Raw genomic sequence first — 20,265 nt, 5'->3', positions numbered from 1 at the left:
TGTTCAGGAGGCGGCATGGAAGATGCACGATTGAATATTCTGGTGGTGGATGACGAACCCGATATCTGCGCGACCCTGGCAGAAATTCTGGAGGACGAAGGCTACAGCGTGCATACCGCCGGTAGTGCGGAAGCCGCCGAAGTGCTACTGCGTGATCAGATGGCGGACCTCGTCCTCCTCGATATCTGGATGCCGGGTGAGGACGGCGTCAGCCTCTTGCGGCGCTGGGCCGAAGCGGGTCTGGAGCAGCCGGTGGTGATGATGTCCGGGCACGCCACCATCGAAACGGCGGTGCAGGCGACCAAGCTCGGTGCCTATGACTTCATTGAAAAGCCGCTGTCGCTGGACAAGACCCTGCTTACCGTCAGTCATGCCCTGGAATCCAGCCGCTTGCAGCGCGAGAACCGGGATCTGCGTGCGCAGGCGGGTTGGGTGGAGCGACCGAGCGGCGACAGTCCGGCCATCCGCCAGTTCCGCGAGCAGTTGCAGCGGGTGGCGGCGGTGGATTCCTGGGCGTTGCTGCTGGGCGAGCCGGGCAGCGGCAAGGAAGTGGCCGCGCGTTATCTGCACCGACAAAGTCGACGGGCACAGGGGCCTTTCGTGGATCTACGTGCCGCCGCCATCGCCCGTCCCAATGTGGCGGTCGAACTATTCGGCAGCGAGGAGCATGGCAAGCTGACCCGCGGGCGTCTGGAAGTCGCCCACGGCGGCACGCTCTTCATCGACGAAATTGCCGATATGGATCTGGAAACCCAGGCGCGCCTGTTCTCGGCCCTGCAGGAGCGGCGCATCATCCGGGTGGGTGGGACGACGCCCGTGCCCGTGGATGTGCGTGTTATCGCCGGAAGCGCGCAGGATCTGGCGCACGCGGTGCAGAGCGGGCAATTTCGCAGCGATCTCTACTACCGTCTCAGCGCCCTGCCCTTGAAGGTGCCGCCGCTATCGGCGCGGAGTGTGGATATCCCGGTGCTCATAGAAGAGTTCGTACGCTTTTATGGCGCCCGCGATGGTCTGGCGGCGCGCCGTTTCGCTCCGGAAACCCTGGAGGTGCTGCGGCATTATCCGTGGCCGGGCAATATCCGGGAATTGCAGAACCTGGTGGAACGCCTGCTGATTCTGGCGGAAGGCCCGGAGATCAGCGCGGAAGAGGTGGAGGGTGCTCTGGGACTGGATAATCGGCTCGTCCTCGCCAACAGCAATTTCGACGGGGAAGATTTCGGCGGTACGCTGAAGCGCGCGCGGGAGCGCTTCGAGCGCGCCTTCCTGGAGTATCATCTGGCGCGTAACGAGTGGAATATCGCGCGGACGGCGGAAGTGGTGGGGCTGGAGCGCACGCATCTCTATCGCAAGCTGAAGAACCTGAGTATCGCCCTGAAGGGCGAGCGGCGGGCGGGCGAGGATGGGGATGAGGGGGAGGAGTGATCAGTAAGCGCGGTACACGCCGCCCTTCGGTGGCGCCATATTGCCGGTCTCACGTCAACGACGAATGTTGTCTATACTCTCAAAAGTTGACGGCGCGCTTGTTCTCCGGATACCGAAGCATGGACTTTTACTGCTAAGAGCCTTCCACCCTGCTGGCGTCAGGCTTCGCGCCAATGTAGGTAATGAGCCCCCGTCAAATTATGGGGACGGTAACTATCTGACAAAAGCCAGACCGGTTGGTTGCCAATTGAAAAGGAGGTTTTACTCATGGGGTATAAAATACGTTTTATCGTAAGCCTGTTGTCGACATCCGCCTTGCTCTGGTGTGTAACCGCCTCGGCGGAAACATCGACAAGCGCAATGCAAAACGCTATCAAGTATGGCTCAACGCTTTTTGCCTCAACATCCCTGGGGAGTCGCGGTAATTCCTGTATGACCTGTCATCGTGGAGGTGGACGTAGCGAAGGAATGTTACCAAACGGTAAATCCATACCCAGCCTCATCGGCGCCGCGGCTACCTTTCCCCATTATAACAAGCGGGCTGGTCGGGTGATTACCCTTGACATGCAAGTTAACTCATGTATCAAAAACGCGCTTCTGGGTAAAGCGCTGCCTTATGACAGCAAGAAAATGGTAGCGCTCGTCAGCTATTTAACTTCTCTATCCCAAGGCAAGAAAATTGACGTAATTAAGTAATGACAAATAATAGGTTATATAACATCTGACTGCTGACCTCTACATGAAGCATAGAACGAAAGTTCCGCGACCGGATAAAGCGGGAGCGGCTTGACTTCAGTGGAAACTGAAGTATTTTTGGAGCATGCAGAAGGTTATAGCCCACTGGCGGGGTCCTTTCTTGGTTGGAAAGTGACACTCGCCCAACGGGTGCGTTTGTTCAAGCTCTTTGAGGGGGTTTACCCCTTGCCCCCCACGCTACGTGACCGTCAGCGCATCCAAAACCATCAATATCTTTGACTGTACTCAGCAAGTCAGATCCGATTCCACGAACTCAAACCACATGGGCATTCAAAGATACGCACCAAGGTTTGCAACCAACCGTATCTATCGGCGCAGTCAGTTTCAGACTACGGCCCGACGCTAGCATACCCCCTACTTCTTGATTGGGGCGCAGCACTTCAGAGTGGATGCCCCCGTCTTTAGATACCCCTTCCATCACCTTCGTGCTGAGGGTGCCTGGCTTGGTGAGATCTTGGCATGTCGATTTTTGGACCTCTAGTGATCACGGCCTATAATTAAACGGCATGGTTAACATGATAAAATAACGTTAGCACATAATTCTTTTCTTATGTTCGTTATTTACTTTATTGCATTTTACTGGATCGATATTCTGGCAACTATGCGCAAAATATTGATTATAAAAGCATTATAGTTATGACCATCGAGGCGATCGCGAGATGCATGGATGAGGTAGCCATGCATTTTAATGAGCGCATAAAAAGATGTTGCAAAGCATCGCGGTTTGTATTAAATAGAACGTGTGGGTATTGTTAACAACGCAACAACATTGGTTAAAGGTCGAGGCTAATTGGCATCGCGTTGTTGTGGTTTGGTGTTACCAGCCTGGCAGGAAGACCGGGCGCATGAGCGTATTTTGTTTATCTAATATGCCTGAAAGCGCATACCGCTATGGAGGGGGTTATGGTGTCATCGTCCGTTGGTTTTAAAAAGAAAAGGTTGATCGTAGCATTAGCAGCAGTTGGTGGAATGGCGTTATCTTCCAGTGCCTGGGCACTGCCATCCTTTGCGCGCCAGACCGGTTGGTCGTGCGCCGCCTGTCACACATCCTACCCGCAGTTGACGCCCATGGGCAGAATGTTCAAATTGCTCGGGTTCACGACCACAAACCTGCAACGGCAGCAGAAGCTCCAAGCCAAGTTCGGGAACAGCGTCGGTCTGCTCATATCCCGCGTGTCACAATTTTCTATCTTCCTGCAGGCCTCGGCGACCAATGTTGGTGGCGGGCAGGCGGTGTTTGGTTCTGGTAACTCTAATGCGAATGCTTCTCCCAACAATAATGTTCAGTTTCCACAACAGGTGAGCTTGTTCTATGCCGGTGAAATCACTCCGCATATCGGCTCGTTTCTGCATATCACCTACTCGGGCGGCGGCAGTGGTACCGGCGGCGGAGGATTTAGTTTTGACGACTCCAGCATTGTCTGGGCCCATCCATGGAAGTTGGGCACCAACAATCTTTTGGTTACGGGCGTAGACGTCAACAATACCCCGACTGCTATGGACTTGTGGAATACCACACCTGATTGGCAGGCACCATTTTTCTCCTCGGATTATTCGTCTTGGGGCCACGTACCTCAGCCATTCATTGAAAGTTCAGCGGGCGCGGGTTACCCATTAGCGGGTGTTGGTGTCTATGGGGCGGATATTTTTGGGCCAAACCGGGCAAACTGGCTGTACGCAGACGCCGATGTCTATACCAACGGTCAAGGAACCCAAGTCAACCCGGTTGGCGGTTTTACTGCAGCTGGCCCCCAGGGCAGGCTTTCAGGGGGCGCTCCTTATGTTCGTCTTGCCTATCAGCACGATTGGGGTGACTGGAACTGGGAGGTCGGCACCTTTGGCATGTGGTCCAGCGTGTACGATAACACCCTAAATAATCCTCTCAATAATATCAGCAAAGCAGGCGGCCCCATTGATACCTTCGATGATTATGATTTAGATACTCAGCTCCAATGGCTTGATACCAACGACAACAATAACGTGACGATCCGTGCCGCATGGGTAAACGAGCAGCAGCAATTTGGAGCGGGGAATATCATATCTTCGAACTCCTCCGGTAACTTAAATTTCTTCAATGTTAACGCCACCTACTGGTATCATGACCACTACGGCATTCAGGGCGGATACCGGAATGTGTGGGGGTCCGCTAACCCCGGTCTCTACACTACCACATACACTAATAGTGGTTCTCCAGATACCAGCAATGAATGGATAGAGGCTTCCTATCTGCCGTGGTGGAATACCCGCTTCTCCTTGCGATATGTCGTATACAACAAGTTCAATGGCGTTGGTTCGGCGTCGTCCAACAACCTTGGATATGGGGCGTCTGCGTATAACACCCTTGAACTGCTGGCCTGGATATCATACTAGGAGCCGATGCCATGACGACATACTTAAGCCAAGACCGGTTGCGCAATAAAGAGAACGACACGATGACCTATCAACATAGCAAGATGTATCAGTCGAGAACCTTCCTTCTGTTCAGCGCACTCTTGCTGGTGGCCGGGCAGGCGAGTGCTGCAGTCGGCAGCGCCGACGCGCCGGCACCATACCGCGTCTCCAGTGATTGCATGGTATGCCACGGGATGACGGGCCGTGACACGCTCTATCCGATCGTCCCCCGCCTGGCCGGACAGCATAAGAGTTATATGGAAGCGCAGTTGAAAGCGTATAAGGATCACTCGCGTGCGGATCAGAATGGCGAGATCTACATGTGGCCCGTGGCGCAAGCGCTGGACAGTGCGAAAATCACGGCGCTGGCAGATTACTTCAACGCCCAGAAGCCGCCGATGCAAAGCAGCGGCATCAAGCATGCCGGTGCGAAAGAAGGAAAGGCCATATTCAACCAAGGGGTTACCAACGAACAAATCCCTGCCTGTATGGAATGCCACGGATCGGATGGCCAAGGGGCGGGCCCGTTCCCCCGGCTGGCGGGCCAGCGTTACGGCTACATCATTCAGCAGTTGACCTACTTCCACAACGGCACACGGGTAAATACCCTGATGAACCAGATTGCGAAGAATATCACCGTGGCGCAGATGAAGGATGTGGCGGCTTATCTTTCATCGCTGTAAGCGTTGTAATTGGTCAATAGAAGTTTTCCTGGCAGGCTGAAGTTTATAAAAATGGGTCTGCCAGGCATTTGCACCGTCAGGTTTATGTGCTTCTCAAAGGAGGTAGAGGTATGGCAGCAAAAAAAGGTATGACTACGGTGCTTGTATCCGCCGTGATATGCGCGGGGGTAATTATAGGTGCCCTGGAGTGGGAAAAAGCGGTAGCCCTGCCCAATCCTTCCGGGCAGGTCATTAATGGGGTACATCATTATACGATCGATGAGTTCAACTATTATTATAAACCGGATCGCATGACCTGGCATGTCGGGGAAAAAGTGGAGTTGACGATTGATAACCGATCGCAATCAGCGCCCCCGATTGCGCATCAGTTCTCCATCGGCAGAACGCTGGTATCCCGGGACAATGGCTTTCCAAAATCACAGGCTATCGCCGTGGGATGGAAAGATAACTTCTTTGATGGTGTGCCGATTACCAGCGGGGGACAGACAGGGCCAGTACCGGCGTTTTCCGTCAGCCTCAACGGTGGACAAAAGTACACCTTCAGTTTTGTGGTGCCCAATAAGCCCGGAAAATGGGAATATGGGTGTTTTCTGCAGACGGGTCAACACTTCATGAATGGGATGCATGGTATTCTTGACATACTACCTGCTCAGGGAAGCTAATTTAGGGAGGGCATATGAACGCAGCAAAAGAAAACTTATGGAAAGCTTTCCGCGGCTTGGTGGTGGTCTGGATTATTGGCCTGGCGATTTTCGAAACGCTGATGGCCTGGGGTATCGGTAACTGGCCAATTTTGGGGAGTATTCAGGCGCATATTACCGCAGATGCCACCACATACCTGTTGTGGCAGGCCGTAGTCATCTATGTGCTGGTCGGCGGTGCGATTGTATATAGCGCATTTCGTTTCCGCGCATCGTCCATGTCAGACACCGCGGCGCCGGCTTATCAAAAACGGACCTGGGCGCCTTTCGTGGTGACCTGGCTGGTTTTGGCCATAGGCATCAACCTGGCAAATACCATTTATCCGGGTATGGTGGGTCTGGAACAACTTTGGGGTATCCAGTTAGATACGAAGAACCCATTGGTGATCGATGTTACCGCGCAACAGTGGAAGTGGACGTTCTCTTATCCTAAGCAGGGCGTAACGGATGTGTCACAACTGGTGGTTCCCGAGGGCCGCACCATAGACTTCGTTCTGCGGACAAAGGATGTCATGCACGATTTTTGGGTGCCTGCCTGGGGTGAGAAAAAAGATGTGATCCCCAATGAAGTGCGGCACTTGTTTATTACACCCACCATGTTGGGGACAACCGCTACAAACCCCATGCTGCGTGTACAGTGTTCCTTGATTTGTGGCAACGGACATCCGTTGATGCGCGCTCCGGTGAAAGTGGTAACGCCAGCGGACTTCAAGGCTTGGGTGGCAAACAATAGCTTCTAGTAAAGCCAACGGAAGGCTTGCCAGCACCCAACGTTAAATGTACTAAGGAGTAAGTAATGGCAACTAACGAAATTCAGGAAAATGCGTTGAACAATACGGGAGTGGACAAGACCCCATTTGCGGCTAGCATGCTGTTTCCGCTGTTCCGTGCGACGCTTTGGGGACTAACCGGCTATTTTGCTGCGGCATGGATCACTGCTTTATTGCTCCACACGGTAATCGTAAACCCTTTACCCGCGACAGTGGGTTATGTGGCCGGCTTGGTCTGCTGGCTGATGGGCAGCGGTGTATGGGAGGGATGGATACGACGCGCATTTGGAGGAAAAGAAGCTCCAACTTACACGGGTATCGAACGTTATTTTCGCTTTGGTCCCGATTCAAAATCCACAGCCGTACGCTACGTAATCTTAAATATACTAACGTTCTTCTTTGCCGGCATGGCCGCCATGGCGATCCGCATTGAACTGTTGACGCCAGACTCCACCAGTTGGTGGCTGTCAGAAATCCAGTACAACCAAACGTTCGGTATTCATGGATTGATGATGTTGTTGGGTGTGGTGGCCTCTGCCATCGTCGGCGGTGTTGGCTACTATCTTATCCCGTTGATGCTTGGCACGAGAAATGTAGTATTCCCAAAACTTCTTGGCCTGAGTTGGTGGCTTTTGCCACCGGCGACCTTCGCTGTTTTTATGAGTCCTACGATTGGTGGGTTTCAGACGGGATGGTGGGGATATCCGCCGTTGGCGCAAAACAGTGGTAGCGGTATTGTGTGGTATGTCCTCGGTGCCGCCACCATTCTTGTTGCGTCGCTACTTGGAGCCATCAATATCGCCGGAACCATGGTGTACATGCGCGCCAAGGGCATGAGCTTGGGTCGCGTTCCGATTTTTGTGTGGGGTTTATTTGCGGCAGCCACCATTCTCGTCGTAGAGTCGCCAGCAACCTATACCGGCGCGCTCATGGACTTATCCGACATGATCGCCGGATCGCATTTTTATACCGGTCCCACCGGCCACCCGTTAGCGTATCTCGATCAGTTCTGGTTTTTGTTCCATCCAGAGGTCTACGTTTTCATTCTGCCCGCTTTTGCCATATGGCTGGAGATTCTTCCTGCCGCGGCCAAGCGGCCGTTGTTTGCTAGGGGTTGGGCCATCGCCGGACTGGTTGGCGTTTCCATGTTGGGTGCAATGTTGGGTGTCCATCACTACTTCACTGCGGTGAGTGACGCGCGTATGCCCATATTCATGACCATAACGGAAACTGTATCCATTCCGACAGGGTTCATTTATTTGTCCGCCATCGGAACGATATGGGGTGGTCGTTTAAGAATTAATGCTGCGGTATTGCTCGTATTGATGGCGATGATGAACTTCCTGATCGGTGGGCTGACGGGCATATTCAATGCCGACGTTCCCGCCGACCTTCAGCTGCACAACACCTACTGGGTTATTGCGCATTTCCATTATACGATGCTTGGTGGAGTGATCTTTACCTGGATTGCCGCGCTATACTGGTGGTTTCCCAAGGTTACTGGACGGAAGATCAATGAATTTTGGGGAAAGTTTCACGCATGGTGGTTTTTCGTATTCTTCAATTGTACGTTCTTTCCCATGTTTATAGCTGGACTCGATGGAATGAACAGGAGAATTGCGATATATCTTCCTTACCTGCATGACATCAACCTGTTTATGTCTATTTCATCCTTTTTCTTGGGCGCAGGGTTTCTCATTCCGCTGGCCAATCTTTTATACAGTTGGCGCTATGGGCCAAAGGCCGAAGCTAACCCTTGGGGCAGCAACGGCCTGGAATGGCAAATAAAATCGCCAACACCGTATGTGCCATATCCAGCAGGAACGGAGCCAGAGGTTGTGGGCCCGAACGATAACTACGCGGCGGAAGCAAAAGACCCCTTTATTTGGGTGTCTACGCCCAGCAAGTAAATTAGAAGGAGTTGAACCATGACAGACAACAGTTATGCCAAGCTAATGGATCCGGCCTCGGAGCGTGCAAAAAGGGGTGCGTTCTTTTTCCTGATGCTTTTTGCAGCCATCATTTTTGCGATGTGGGACCTCGCGCGTTTTCTGTGGGGGGGCACTGCGGTGCCCGCTACATTGAGCATGGGCGTGGGTGTTGCGCTGACTGTTCTGATGCTCGTCAGCCTGGTGCCGGTGATGACGGCCCGCAAAAAACTGGATCAGGGCGATGATGCCGGTATCGTGAGCAGTCTGGCAACCCTGATGGTGGTCTCGTTGGTGATGGCGGGTGGAATCGTCTACAACTGGACTACCTTAACCATCGGTAGTGGTTATGGCGGGATTTATGACATCACCAGCTTGTGGTTTCTGGTACATTTCGTGGCGGCCATCCTGGCGCTGCTGGCGAGTATCATGAAAATCACTCGCACTCCAGAGCGCGCGAAACGCGAGCGATGGGTGTCGTATAACGTGTTAACCTTCTGGGGCGGTGTGATTGTTCTATGGGTTGCATTTTTTATTGTTTTCTATATTGCGTAATGCAGTTTAGAAGATTCTCTAATGGAGTGAGGGTTAGATAATGGATATGTCACATTTATCGTTCGTTATCCCGTCTGGAGCTGATGATCCGACGTTTTTCTGGCTGACGGGGTACATTGGGTTTCCTGTGGTGTTTCTGAGTGCATACTTTTGGTGGGTATTAAAGGAGGCAAGCAAGGAAGATCGGCTGCGTATTCTAAAAAAGGGAGAAGACGGCGCATCTGGAAACGCATGATGTTCCACGGATGGTCGTGCGAGTACCGGGCGGCCATCCGGAGTTGTTTTGCGTTTTACTGTTGCGACGTCGTTATCCATGCTTCAAAGGAGGTAAATCATGAACAAGGAAGGCTGTTTAATTTCTCACGATGATCGCGATGATGGCGCATGGGATGGAAACATCGTGTTGATCATAGGATTATTGTGGGCTATTATTGCTCTGGGTGGCTATTATGTTACCCTTAGAGTGCTGTTTTGAGACAATTCCCCGGCTGGATAGGGCGATGAATACCATGTAGTAGCATATTAAAATGCCAGAGGGCCCGGTGATGGTTTTGTAGGGCGGCTGGTTCTACTCAGGTTAAACGTTAAGGAGAAGGGATAACTTATGTATACACAGAACACGATGAAAAAGAACTGGTATGTGACTGTTGGTGCGGCTGCGGCTCTGGCGGCAACGGTCGGCATGGGTACCGCGATGGCCGGCACGCTGGATTCCACATGGAAAGAGGCGACGCTTCCCCAAGTTAAGGCCATGCTGGAGAAAGATACCGGGAAAGTCAGTGGCGATACAGTTACCTACAGCGGCAAGACTGTACATGTGGTCGCGGCGGCCGTGCTCCCGGGATTTCCGTTCCCGAGCTTTGAAGTTCATGACAAAAAGAACCCGACCTTGGAGATTCCCGCAGGGGCAACCGTAGACGTGACCTTCATTAACACCAACAAGGGATTTGGTCATAGTTTTGACATCACTAAAAAAGGACCGCCTTATGCGGTTATGCCGGTGATTGACCCCATTGTCGCAGGAACTGGATTTAGCCCGGTCCCAAAAGACGGCAAGTTCGGATATACGGATTTCACCTGGCATCCGACGGCGGGTACTTACTACTACGTATGTCAGATACCGGGGCATGCCGCCACCGGTATGTTTGGTAAAATCATTGTCAAGTAAGTCCTGGATGGTTGTTGTCTGGGCAGCTGTGCTTTGCTAGTGTAGGTCCTGGTGGCCAGGGCAAATGGTTATCTTGCCCTGGCCATTGGTATTTATTATAAAATACGAATTTCATGTATTGCGTTATGCTTTGTATGATGTTATGAGTATGTTTGCATGCAACATATGATGATTGATCTAGTTTATTAAGCTATGGACCACGAAAACACGCGTGCCTCGGTACATATATTAATTCATTCAGATAAAGTCCCAAACTCAGATATCCTGACGTTTCTTCATTTAAGGTGGTAAATATGCAGCACAATATTCATCATGAGGTATCGGACGGGGTTACATACCAGGGTACGAACGGCATTCCCCACGCCGTGGAAGGGGAGATGACGCCGGTAGTGCGGGTGATTGGCAGGCTGATTACCGGGATGCTGCTGGCGGCGGTGCTGGCCGGGTTGTGGCGCGGCATGAACAGCCACCAGGGTTTTATAGCGGATGTCGTCAACGGCCTCAAAGCCAGCGAGGTGGGTTTTGCCGTCGCCCTGATCTTGCTCGGCAGTATCGTCGAGGGTTTCGGCTACGGTCTGTCCTTGGGGACCCGCTGGCCTTACACGCGCAACATCGCGGTACTGATGGTGCGCGGTGATCCTGAGGCGGCACATCGCCTGGTAGCGACCCTGGTCGGCCTGGTGGCCCTTGCGCTGGTGATACTGTCGCCAAGTATCACTACGATCAGCGGGTTGTCCCTGATCGTAGTTACCGCCCTGTTCGGTATGGGCACTCTGTATGTCCTCGCCGGCAGGGCCCCGGCGTTCGTTCACGGCACTCACGGCCTGCTCGCCTATGGGGTCTTCCTCGTTTACCTGACCGGTCTGGTCTATCCGGGGCTCGACTTCTGGAGCTACCTCCGTGCCGTAGGCGCTCTGCATGCCCTGCTCCTCGCCGTATTTCTCGGGGGTATGACCACCGGTCAGCGCGGCTTCGGCACTCCCATCGACCCCTTCGTCAAACCTCAGAAGGCCTCACAGTGGACCATCGCTGCCCATGTCAGTGCGGCCTTGCTGCTGGTCGCCACGCTTGGCTGGATGATGCCTGCCTATCCTGTCGCTTTTTATCTGGCGGTAACCCAGGTTGCGGTTGGGTTTTTATTGTTTCATGCGGTGAATCTCAAACCCCGGGATCCTGGCGTCATGGTGGTCTTTCACCAGTCCATGGTCCTGCTCATGTCTCTCGCCATTGTCCTGCAGTGGCGTTAACGAGGTCCTACGTCATGTTAAAAGAAGGAGTACATAGCGGCGGCATTGGCGGTCTTTCTGGTCCCCGGGTTCGGCCGTCTTTTGTTCGCGATCTCTGGGTGTTGGCCAAGGCGCGGGTGGTATCGCTGCTGGTATTTACCGCCGCAGTGGGCGAGATCCTCGCCCCCGACGCCGGGTTGCACTGGGAGTCGGGGCTGGCGGGTTTGGCGGGTATTGCGCTGGCCGGAGGTGCCGGAGGGGTACTCAACCAGATTGTCGAACCCGGCCTTGACCAGCACATGCGACGCACCCTCCACCGGCCGCTGGCCGAAGGGCGCATCAGCCGTGGTGGTGCCATTGCCTATGCCATGACACTGATGTGCGCCGCCATTGCCGTACTGGCCTGGGGCACCAACCCGCTGACCCTGGTACTGACCCTGGTAGGCACCGTCGGCTACGGTGTCGTCTACACCCTCTACCTCAAACCCAGCACGCCCTGGAACATCGTCTGGGGCGGTCTTGCCGGAGCCCTGCCGCCACTGATCGGCTGGACCGCCATCACCGGCAGTCTCGCCGCGCTGCCGCTGGTGCTGGTCCTGCTGGTATTCGTCTGGACCCCGGCGCACTTCTGGCCGCTGGCCATCTGTTGTCGGGAAGACTACGCCAAGGCCTGCATTCCCATGCTGCCGGTGACCCATGGCGTCGATCGCACGCGCCGGGAAGTGCGGAACTACGCCCTGCTCACCTGGATCGTCAGCATGGTGCCAGCGCTACTCACCGGCGACTGGTTATATGGTGCCATCGCCGGGCTCTCCGGCGCATGGTTCGTGGGCATGGCCCTGCGTCTCAAAGGCCTGCCCGAAGGCCCGGAGATGAACCGCTACGCGCGGCGGATGTTCGCCTACTCCATCTCCTACCTGTTTTTACTCTTTACCGCCCTGATCCTGGGCAAACTGGTGATGGGCTATGGCTTCTTCTGAGGCCGCCAAAGGCCCGCCCATGAGCCCGTTTGAAAAGCGGGCGGTAGCGGGACTGAGCTTCATCTATGTCGCGCGCATGCTCGGTCTGTTCATGCTCATGCCGGTACTGGCCCTGGACAACGACCAGCTTCGTGGCAGCACCCCGGTGCTATTGGGCCTGGCCATTGGTATTTACGGACTGGCCCAGGCCGCCCTGCAGTTTCCCTTCGGGGTGGCCTCCGACCGTTTCGGGCGCAAGCGGGTACTGGTCTTTGGTCTGCTGATCTTCGTCCTGGGCTCCCTGCTAGGGGCGGTCAGCCATAACATCTGGGGCATCATTCTCGCCCGTCTGCTGCAGGGTGCGGGCGCCGTCTCCTCGGTGCTGCTGGCCACCGCCGGGGATCTCACTGGGGAACAGCACCGCACCAAGGCCATGGCCGCCATCGGCGGCAGCATTGCCATCGCCTATGTGCTGGGGATGGCGCTGGGACCCGTCTTTTACGGTCTCTCCGGGCTGACCGGGGTATTTCTGGTGGCCGCCGCACTCGGTGTCCTCGCACTGTTACCGCTGTGGAAAGGGATTCCCCCCATCCCCCACAATCTACAGCAACGCATGGGGACCTGGCGTGACGCCCTGAGGATATTCCGATACCCCCCGGTTCTGACCGCCAGTGTCGGCATCTTCATCCTGCAGATGGTGCTGGGGGCCAGTTTCGTGGTGCTCTCCCCGGAACTGGTCAAGGCCATGCACATTCCGGGCAGTGCCGTCTGGGAAGTGTATCTGCCGGTGATGCTGCTCTCGGTGGCGGGCATGCTCTACCCGGTGATCCACGCCGAAAGGCACAAACAGCACGGACAGATGCTGGTCTTCAGTGGTCTTGCCATCGCTGCGGGGGCGCTGTGCATGGGTTTGCTCGCGGGTCACTTCTGGCCGGTGGCGGTGGGAGCGGTGATTTTCTTCACGGGTTACAACGTGGCCTCGGCGATTCTGCCCTCGATGATGAGCCGCAGCACTACCCAGGCACAGCGGGGGGCGGCCAGTGGTGTGTACTCGCTGATGCAGTTTCTGGGGATATTCGCAGGCGGTGTGGTTGGTGGCTGGGGGCTGGGCATGGCCGGCGAGCAGGGTGTTTTTTATCTCCTTGCCGCCGTCGGATTGCTCCTCGCCTTGCAAAGCTGGAACGGAAAACGCGTGGCACTATTGCTGGAACCGGATTATTCGCAAAAATTATAAAATGAGTGCGCCAGATGATGTTGAGCAAGACTAGCGAATATGCCCTGCGGAGTCTGATTTATCTGGCCGCCCAGCCATCGGGAAGGCCGGTGCTGAGCCGGGATATTTCTGACTATATAGGAGGCTCCGCGCCATGCGTTACCAAAGTACTGCGCTGGTTGGCCAAGCGCGGAATCCTGTACTCCGTAAAAGGAAAGGGCGGTGGCTATATGTTGCGCCCTGGTGCCGAGTCCTTAAATATTATTGACGTTATTGAGATTACCGAAGGGCGCCCGCTGGAGATACGTTGCATACTAGGCCATGACTGCGATACGAATACTACGCCTTGTCCTCTGCATCCACAATGGGAGGCTATAAAAAACCGTGAAATAGGCTTTCTCAGGGGGCAAACTGTTGGCGCGATATCACGGGCAATGTTTTGGGTTGATGGCGGTGACAGCTGCCGTGCAGTGCTAGGTCCAGATGGGTGCGCCGGATTCCGTTCTTTGGCGGCCCGCTTTTCTGTTACCTAGAGCAACGCAGGTACCCATGAAATCATGGTGGAGAAAGCATCCACTGATAGGAGTTCATTATGACAAAGATTTTACGATTGATAACGATAGGACTAGCACTGGCCGCACCGGTGGCGGCACGGGGTGCACCGGCAACCCCGATGGAAGCATTTTATGATTGTGTATTGCCCCCGACCCTGGCAGTTTATCACGATGCAGTGTTTGCATCTGGACATATGGCCACGGATGTAAGTTTTTTTAAAAATAAAAATCCGGGGGCATCTTTTGATGAGACCAGTTGGCTGTATGCACTTTACGCAAAAAAGAATCTGTCGCAATGCAAAAGGCCGACCGATTCCACGGACGCCAAAAAGTCGCAATCCATCATGAACGCGGCAAGAGATATAATAGATGGGTACATCGCATTTACATGGTCACCAACACCTATGAACCTAGCCAAGGAGTGGCCGCAAATAAGATCAGGATACGATAGCATTCGCGCCTCTATAGGTAACGAATACTATAGAGTCAGTGTTCCCAAGGGAGTGATAAAAACAGATGGCAAGTATGAGGCGATGATCCACATGCAGATGGGTCCCATGCACTGAAAATACGATGCCTTATCTCGGTTGCCGGAGGATATCGCTGGTCCGTGGGCATGACGTGTAGGCACGGGGTATGCGTTAGTTCTGGTTTACATTCGTCTTGACGCCCGCCGTCCTGGCGACACCGGGATGCGTGGAAATGGGCGTCACTGTTATGGAAATAATCCAAACTATGGCTGCTGCTGCCAATGTTGCCCCGCATCTGTTGGAGATATGGCATGGAAGTAAAAATACTTTCTGTGAACGACACCATAGGACTGGTGCACTTCAAGGGGCTTTTGAGCCTTGACGAATGTGCCGAATTGATAGCGATTGGCAGCATGTCTGACGCGAAACCTTCGATGGTGGTGAATGGTGCTTCCGAGGCTGCATATGAGACCTCTGGGCGCTGCAGTACGGTAGTGGCGCCATCGGCTGATGCGCATCCAATCATTCCGGAGATACGGCGGCGTATCGAACTGTTTTCCGGGGTCGCGCAGGAACATCAGGAACCGCTGCAGATTCTGCATTATACCCGTGGCGGAAAGTATGACATACACTACGATGCCTTTTCGGACGGATCTCCCCAATTGAAGAATGGTGGCAACAGGGTGTTAACGGTACTGCTGTACCTGAATGATGTGGAATATGGTGGCTGGACACAATTCCCGCACCTCATGGCGAATATCGTGCCCAACGCGGGGTTCGGTATCCTATTCAGGAATACAGACGCGCAGAACCGACAGTTGCGGGAGTCCCTACATGCAGGTTTGCCGGTTACCGATGGAGAAAAATGGATAGCGAGCATCTGGATACGAGAGAACCCATATATAATGCCGTCTGCCGATCGGGCGGATCAGGTCGTCCGTAGAAAACTGTGACATCCGGCGGTTAACCGTCCTCACTGACGTGCCCAATAATTATAGGCACATTCAATAGTCAGTGGCGTACGGGGTGCTTGTTCATCTTGCGTTGTAAAGATCTTCGGTGCATTCCCAGGCGGCGAGCGGCAGCCGATATGTTGCCATTACACTCCATCAGTACCTTGCTGATATGCTCCCATTCAACTCTGCGCGCTGATAACAACTCGTTTTTGACCGGAGCCGCAGGGTTGCCATCCTTCTCATATAGCCTGGCGATAATCTCATCTGCATCTGCTGGTTTTGTCAGATAATATACCGCCCCGAGCTTTATGGCCTCGATCGCCGTTGCTATGCTGGCGTAACCGGTGAGCACGAGGATTCTGATGTCCGGGTTGATGTTCCGTAGGGGACTTATCATTTCCAAACCGGAAACCCCCGGCATTCGCAGATCCAGAACTACGGCGTCCGGCATGTAAAGTTCCGCGACCGCGATTATATCGGCGCTATCATGCACAGTGCATACTTCAAAACCACGCCTGGAAAACGCATTTGACAGTACCCGGCAAAACGTTACGTCATCATCCACAACCATAATGTTAGAAACCGGTGTGGCGGTGATATCCGCACTATTGTCCATAGATCTTATGGTCATTAGTTATTGGTACTTATGAGCAATGAGGTCAGAGGAAATACCACACGGGTACAGGATCCTCCCTCTCTCCGACTGAACAAGGAGACGCTCCCACCCAGACGGTTTATGATGGTAGTCGCTAAAAAAAACCCAAGACCAAGCCCATCTTCTTTTTTCGAGAAAAAAGGTTGCCCCGCATCCCTGGCTATCTCCGGGGTGACTCCGCGACCAAGATCACAGACATCGATGACGACATCGTGATCGCTACAGTGTACATCTATTTCTACATAATCAGGCGATTCGTCGGCGGCGTTATTGAAAATGTTGGTCAGCGCCTGAGTCAAGGTATGCTCCGCAACAATTTTTGCAGTCGATCCGGCGCCATCTGAACGAAACTCGACATGAATACCAGGACGAGCATCGCCCCATTCAGTAATGATATTATGGAGGTATTCTTCGATGCGTAGCTGACACCCGCTCGATGCCTGCAACTGGCCGGCGGAAGCGGACATTGTGCTGAGGATGCGTTTACATCGTTGCAACTGTTCATACAAAATACCCAGACTTTCCGAAAGATTTTGGGTTTCTTTATAGTCCTGCTGCAGGTCCTTGGCTATAATCGTCATCGTCGCAAGAGGTGTTCCCAGTTCATGGGCAACACCGGCTGCCAAAGCGCCTAGGTCAACAACGCGATCCATCATCAATTTTTCTTCGCGCGCATGGGCGATAGCCTGATCCCGTTCCTGCAGGCTGTCGCTCATGCGCTTGACGAAATAGCTGATAGCTCCGGCGATTATAATAAATTCAAACCACATTCCCCATATGAGCAATTTCATTTCGTAAGTGGCAAGCGCATGTAGCGGTAGCGGTACGTAAAAAGCCATCAATCCTGAATAGCACATTACGGTTATCGCCGCCATTGACCACCCATATATTTTTGGAAGAGTGGCAACGGCGATAACTAATGGTAACAACAGTAAGGCAATAAATGGATTGGTAGGGCCCCCGGAAAAATATAGGAGGGCTACCAGAATGGCAACATCGGCCAGGAGTTGCGTAAAGAACTCATGATTGCTGATAGGCCTAGGGGAAGTAAGACGGACGGTGGTGGCGATTATTAGGAGTATTTCAACAGCGACTACTGCCGCCAAATGCCATATGGGTATGTGCCATCCGAGAATGATCGTAACCACGGCTATGGTCATGCCTTGGCCGATGACAGCTATCCCGCGCAGCAGCAAAACGCGTTGGAGGTTTAAGGCACCATGAGACATGGCGTGGTTAGTGGAATGCATATTAAAAATACACCATAAGTGACTGATTATGAATCGTTATAAAATATACCAAAAGTAGGTAAACAATGTCGCGAAATATCCCTGCCCACCAGGATATAAAAGACTTATAGCCCATTTGACGGCGCAATAAGGCCTGACTCATGTAGCATAGCGCGCTATCTCCAGCAAGGCCAGGGTGCTCCACAGGGGAACGAACTAACCCAGCTATACGAGGGATCATCATATCAGGTGTTATCACCCAGTTACAAATCTGTCCAGGTTACAGAGGAGCGCAATAAAACCAGCGCCAGTTAAACATACGGAATAACAATACATGCGAATAATATAATATTCCCTGCCACAAACATTGCGATCAGCGAGCAAGCGTTGCGACGCGGTGTTGTTTTGCCAGTCTGTCGTGATTACCCCCTCGGTTATCCGACATCCCTAATCAAATCCATGCATCGGATGGCCCTTGCCGTCCGGAGTGTGAACTTGGGGTTGCGTGACGGGATAAGGCACCCAGGCTCCAAATGGAAGCTGTGGGCATTTATGCTAGACTCCTGCTATCATGGTTAAGACAGCTGGCGTCTGGCAACTCACGGGGGAATTCATATGATATCCCAAGCTGAAAATGCGCAAATGCGACACATCGCGGCTCTTGAATCTGCGAAAATGGCTAGAGAAACCCTCATCCGTATTCGCAGAGCACACGAACGGAAAATCAAAGTTATCAAGTGCAAGGGGCGCAATCACAAACGACTTATGGTTGGCGGTCTGGCGGATATAGCGGGGATCCTGGAAATGGATAAAGAAACACTCCTAGGCGCATTTATGGCGCTTGCCGGGATTTTTAATGACTCCGCCGAGAGCGCTACGACAGCGGGCTGGAAACTGACCGGCGCTAGTGAGTTGGCGCAACACGGGGCTACGCGACTAAAAAAATGAATAGTGGATGTCCTCCCAGCCCACCGCCTACGGCTGCCGCTCTCCAGAGCGGGAAGGGCGCGGGGTTCCCACACCGCAAGGCATGGGCTTTTTCGCCCATTGAGGGCGGCGCATGCCAAACTGTTTCGCAATGGCAGGGAAATGACGGCTTGGGTGGGAGTGGCCCCCGGCAGTCCAGTTCCGGGGGGAAACCTTCTCGGGCGTATCAGGGAGCCATGGTCCTGATACGTCACTTGGGAGTAACCGTCTAATCAACCCACCTTCCCAAATTTTCTGACTTGGCCGACCCAGCTCTGCATTCAGCGAGGAGGGATATCGAAGCGCTGATTACCTAGGGCGACCAGTGGGCCGGCAAACTGGATGATCAGGATGACGGCAGGATGTCAAAGCGAGGTGCTGTATGCCCTCCGGGTAAAAAAACAGCCGCTTCTCAGCAACTGACGCTGTTGTAGTGGAGTGTTTTGCAATCGATGTTGGCAATATCAATGAGTTGCAAGATTAACTGTCGAACTCGGGGGGCCAGAACAATATATCCACAAACAGGCCAGATTCATGTGTGCAGCCGACCTCTTCTCCAAAATTATGACATCTTGCAAAATCGAGGACGTTCATACAGGACGCTTACCGCTGGTAAAACGCTGGGGACGGTAGGCTTGTTGGTGTTCTCGCCCGGCCAGCGCGCCTGTTGCTGTGGGTTTTGCGAGTGGCTGTGGAAACCCATGAATCGCAGCCCAAGCTAAGGTCGCCAGCGCCGCACATGCACGTTGCACGGCGCTGGCGGGATGCCTTCGTCACTCCGCGCCACTATATGCAGATTTGCGGGACGGATTAGGCGACTTTGTCTAGTGGCCATTCAGGGCTTGGAACCGCCCGGCAGAATCACTATCTCCAAGAGTTTCTCTGTTTTTGCATCAATGGAGATAGTGTACATCAGGTCTTCGCGACTAACATCCACAACATAACGCAGGCCACTGCCGCCGGGGGCTTTTTCCAACTTCATACCGGTGACCTTGGCAGTATTCGGGGGGCAGGTCTGTTTGGCGATGGTCTTTGCCTGCAGAGGATGAAAAAAGCCCTTGCTTAGTCGAAATCCGCAGGGCCTACTGGCGTTCATGGCGATGGTCTCCGCCTTGTCTGGGCTGATGCGTGCCCCCTGAGCATACTGCTGACCCTCATAGGCCCAAGCGGCGGTGCTGCTTATCAAACCGATGGTGCCGGCGAGTAAGGTGGTAGCGAAATAGCGTGACGTGAGTTTCATGATGCCTCCTTGTTTACCTGCAGTGTGATTATAACATCATCCTTTATTCCTTGGAGCGTAAATATAAGATCAACCCACCGAACTTTTAGTATAGTAGGAAAATTTTCAACGTAAAGAGCGGATCGCGGCGTTTTCTGAGGCGATTTTACCCAGAGATGCACTACATTCCGACGAATGTTGGGCAATTAGTCATGCTGCCGTGGTAGGTAATGCGTATATGCAAAGGCCACTACCAAGCCCTGCCTTTCAACGTTGGATGCGGTCACCAGAAAATGATCGGCAAAGAGAAGGGCTCAGGATGGCAAACCATGGGTGTAGTATAACCGCGTGTATGGTTGTTGCTAAAATCCTCGGTGGAGGGGTCTGCCCCGGCACCGAAAATAATCGCTGATACGTCGTGGCGATACAATACGGCTGTGCATT

General features: G+C 53.5%; 20 protein-coding genes and 1 pseudogene. 18 read left to right on the top strand and 3 right to left on the bottom strand.

Features of this window, described 5'->3' with window-relative positions; translation table 11 throughout:
* Window positions 1-15: 15 nt before the first annotated feature.
* The 16 genes from AFERRID_RS07210 to AFERRID_RS07135 all read left to right on the top strand — a co-directional run bounded on the left by AFERRID_RS07210 (window position 16) and on the right by AFERRID_RS07135 (window position 15,749).
* Window positions 16-1,422 (top strand): sigma-54-dependent transcriptional regulator, encoded by a 1,407-nt coding sequence (locus tag AFERRID_RS07210; RefSeq protein WP_126604701.1) that lies wholly within the window; start codon window positions 16-18, stop codon window positions 1,420-1,422.
* A 267-nt stretch (window positions 1,423-1,689) separates the two neighbouring features.
* Entirely contained in the window at window positions 1,690-2,118 is a 429-nt protein-coding gene (locus AFERRID_RS07205; protein WP_126604700.1) for a hypothetical protein, read from the top strand.
* 963 nt (window positions 2,119-3,081) lie between these two features.
* Window positions 3,082-4,548 (top strand): cytochrome C, encoded by a 1,467-nt coding sequence (locus tag AFERRID_RS07200; protein WP_113526413.1) that lies wholly within the window; start codon window positions 3,082-3,084, stop codon window positions 4,546-4,548.
* Window positions 4,549-4,559: 11 nt separating this feature from the next.
* Complete coding sequence (locus tag AFERRID_RS07195; RefSeq protein ID WP_126604699.1) at window positions 4,560-5,252, top strand: c-type cytochrome; 693 nt, start codon at window positions 4,560-4,562, stop codon at window positions 5,250-5,252.
* A gap of 110 nt (window positions 5,253-5,362) precedes the next feature.
* Window positions 5,363-5,914, top strand: a complete 552-nt coding sequence (locus tag AFERRID_RS07190) for a cupredoxin domain-containing protein (RefSeq protein ID WP_113526415.1) — start codon at window positions 5,363-5,365, stop codon at window positions 5,912-5,914.
* A 14-nt stretch (window positions 5,915-5,928) separates the two neighbouring features.
* Complete coding sequence (locus AFERRID_RS07185; protein WP_113526416.1) at window positions 5,929-6,693, top strand: cytochrome c oxidase subunit II; 765 nt, start codon at window positions 5,929-5,931, stop codon at window positions 6,691-6,693.
* Window positions 6,694-6,749: 56 nt separating this feature from the next.
* Window positions 6,750-8,633 carry a cytochrome c oxidase subunit I gene (locus AFERRID_RS07180; protein ID WP_113526417.1) on the top strand — a complete coding sequence of 628 codons (1,884 nt, stop codon included), beginning with the start codon at window positions 6,750-6,752 and terminating at the stop codon, window positions 8,631-8,633.
* Between the two features lie 18 nt (window positions 8,634-8,651).
* Window positions 8,652-9,206, top strand: coding sequence for a cytochrome C oxidase subunit III (locus AFERRID_RS07175; protein WP_113526418.1), 555 nt, complete (start codon window positions 8,652-8,654; stop codon window positions 9,204-9,206).
* 334 nt (window positions 9,207-9,540) lie between these two features.
* Window positions 9,541-9,681, top strand: a complete 141-nt coding sequence (locus AFERRID_RS15160) for a hypothetical protein (protein ID WP_172959349.1) — start codon at window positions 9,541-9,543, stop codon at window positions 9,679-9,681.
* Window positions 9,682-9,810: 129 nt separating this feature from the next.
* A complete protein-coding gene (locus AFERRID_RS07165) occupies window positions 9,811-10,374 on the top strand; it encodes a rusticyanin (RefSeq protein ID WP_126604698.1) in 564 nt (187 codons plus the stop codon).
* A gap of 293 nt (window positions 10,375-10,667) precedes the next feature.
* Window positions 10,668-11,621, top strand: coding sequence for a cytochrome C oxidase assembly protein (locus AFERRID_RS07160; protein WP_172959348.1), 954 nt, complete (start codon window positions 10,668-10,670; stop codon window positions 11,619-11,621).
* A gap of 14 nt (window positions 11,622-11,635) precedes the next feature.
* On the top strand, window positions 11,636-12,580 hold the full coding sequence (locus AFERRID_RS07155; RefSeq protein ID WP_113526421.1) for a heme o synthase: 945 nt from the start codon (window positions 11,636-11,638) through the stop codon (window positions 12,578-12,580).
* A 19-nt stretch (window positions 12,581-12,599) separates the two neighbouring features.
* The gene (locus AFERRID_RS07150; RefSeq protein ID WP_126605688.1) at window positions 12,600-13,793 is read left to right on the top strand and encodes an MFS transporter; all 1,194 of its coding nucleotides are present in this window, start codon (window positions 12,600-12,602) and stop codon (window positions 13,791-13,793) included.
* Between the two features lie 14 nt (window positions 13,794-13,807).
* Window positions 13,808-14,305 (top strand): Rrf2 family transcriptional regulator, encoded by a 498-nt coding sequence (locus AFERRID_RS07145; protein WP_226829343.1) that lies wholly within the window; start codon window positions 13,808-13,810, stop codon window positions 14,303-14,305.
* A gap of 59 nt (window positions 14,306-14,364) precedes the next feature.
* Window positions 14,365-14,892 carry a hypothetical protein gene (locus AFERRID_RS07140; protein WP_126604697.1) on the top strand — a complete coding sequence of 176 codons (528 nt, stop codon included), beginning with the start codon at window positions 14,365-14,367 and terminating at the stop codon, window positions 14,890-14,892.
* A 215-nt stretch (window positions 14,893-15,107) separates the two neighbouring features.
* Complete coding sequence (locus AFERRID_RS07135) at window positions 15,108-15,749, top strand: prolyl hydroxylase family protein (protein ID WP_126604696.1); 642 nt, start codon at window positions 15,108-15,110, stop codon at window positions 15,747-15,749.
* 58 nt (window positions 15,750-15,807) lie between these two features.
* On the opposite strand, the gene AFERRID_RS07130 is transcribed toward AFERRID_RS07135, so the two are convergent.
* Both AFERRID_RS07130 and AFERRID_RS07125 read right to left on the bottom strand, forming a co-directional pair.
* Window positions 15,808-16,368: a response regulator transcription factor gene (locus AFERRID_RS07130; RefSeq protein ID WP_225981878.1), complete on the bottom strand. Its 561-nt coding sequence runs from the start codon at window positions 16,366-16,368 to the stop codon at window positions 15,808-15,810.
* A gap of 14 nt (window positions 16,369-16,382) precedes the next feature.
* Complete coding sequence (locus tag AFERRID_RS07125) at window positions 16,383-17,657, bottom strand: ATP-binding protein (RefSeq protein WP_232027894.1); 1,275 nt, start codon at window positions 17,655-17,657, stop codon at window positions 16,383-16,385.
* 594 nt (window positions 17,658-18,251) lie between these two features.
* Here AFERRID_RS07125 and traD point away from each other — a divergent pair.
* Window positions 18,252-18,584 (top strand): conjugal transfer protein TraD, encoded by a 333-nt coding sequence (gene traD, locus AFERRID_RS07120; protein ID WP_126604694.1) that lies wholly within the window; start codon window positions 18,252-18,254, stop codon window positions 18,582-18,584.
* Between the two features lie 114 nt (window positions 18,585-18,698).
* A pseudogene (locus tag AFERRID_RS16200) lies at window positions 18,699-18,823 on the top strand (transposase); the annotation flags it as partial.
* Window positions 18,824-19,437: 614 nt separating this feature from the next.
* Here the strand turns inward: AFERRID_RS16200 and AFERRID_RS07115 are convergent.
* Entirely contained in the window at window positions 19,438-19,842 is a 405-nt protein-coding gene (locus AFERRID_RS07115) for a PepSY domain-containing protein (RefSeq protein WP_126604693.1), read from the bottom strand.
* Window positions 19,843-20,265 lie beyond the last annotated feature (423 nt).

The sequence above is a fragment of the Acidithiobacillus ferridurans genome (assembly GCF_003966655.1).
In the GTDB taxonomy this organism is placed as follows: Bacteria; Pseudomonadota; Gammaproteobacteria; order Acidithiobacillales; family Acidithiobacillaceae; genus Acidithiobacillus; species Acidithiobacillus ferridurans.
The sequence above is the reverse complement of the archived record's forward strand: the minus strand, read 5'-3'. Positions and strand labels throughout refer to the sequence as shown.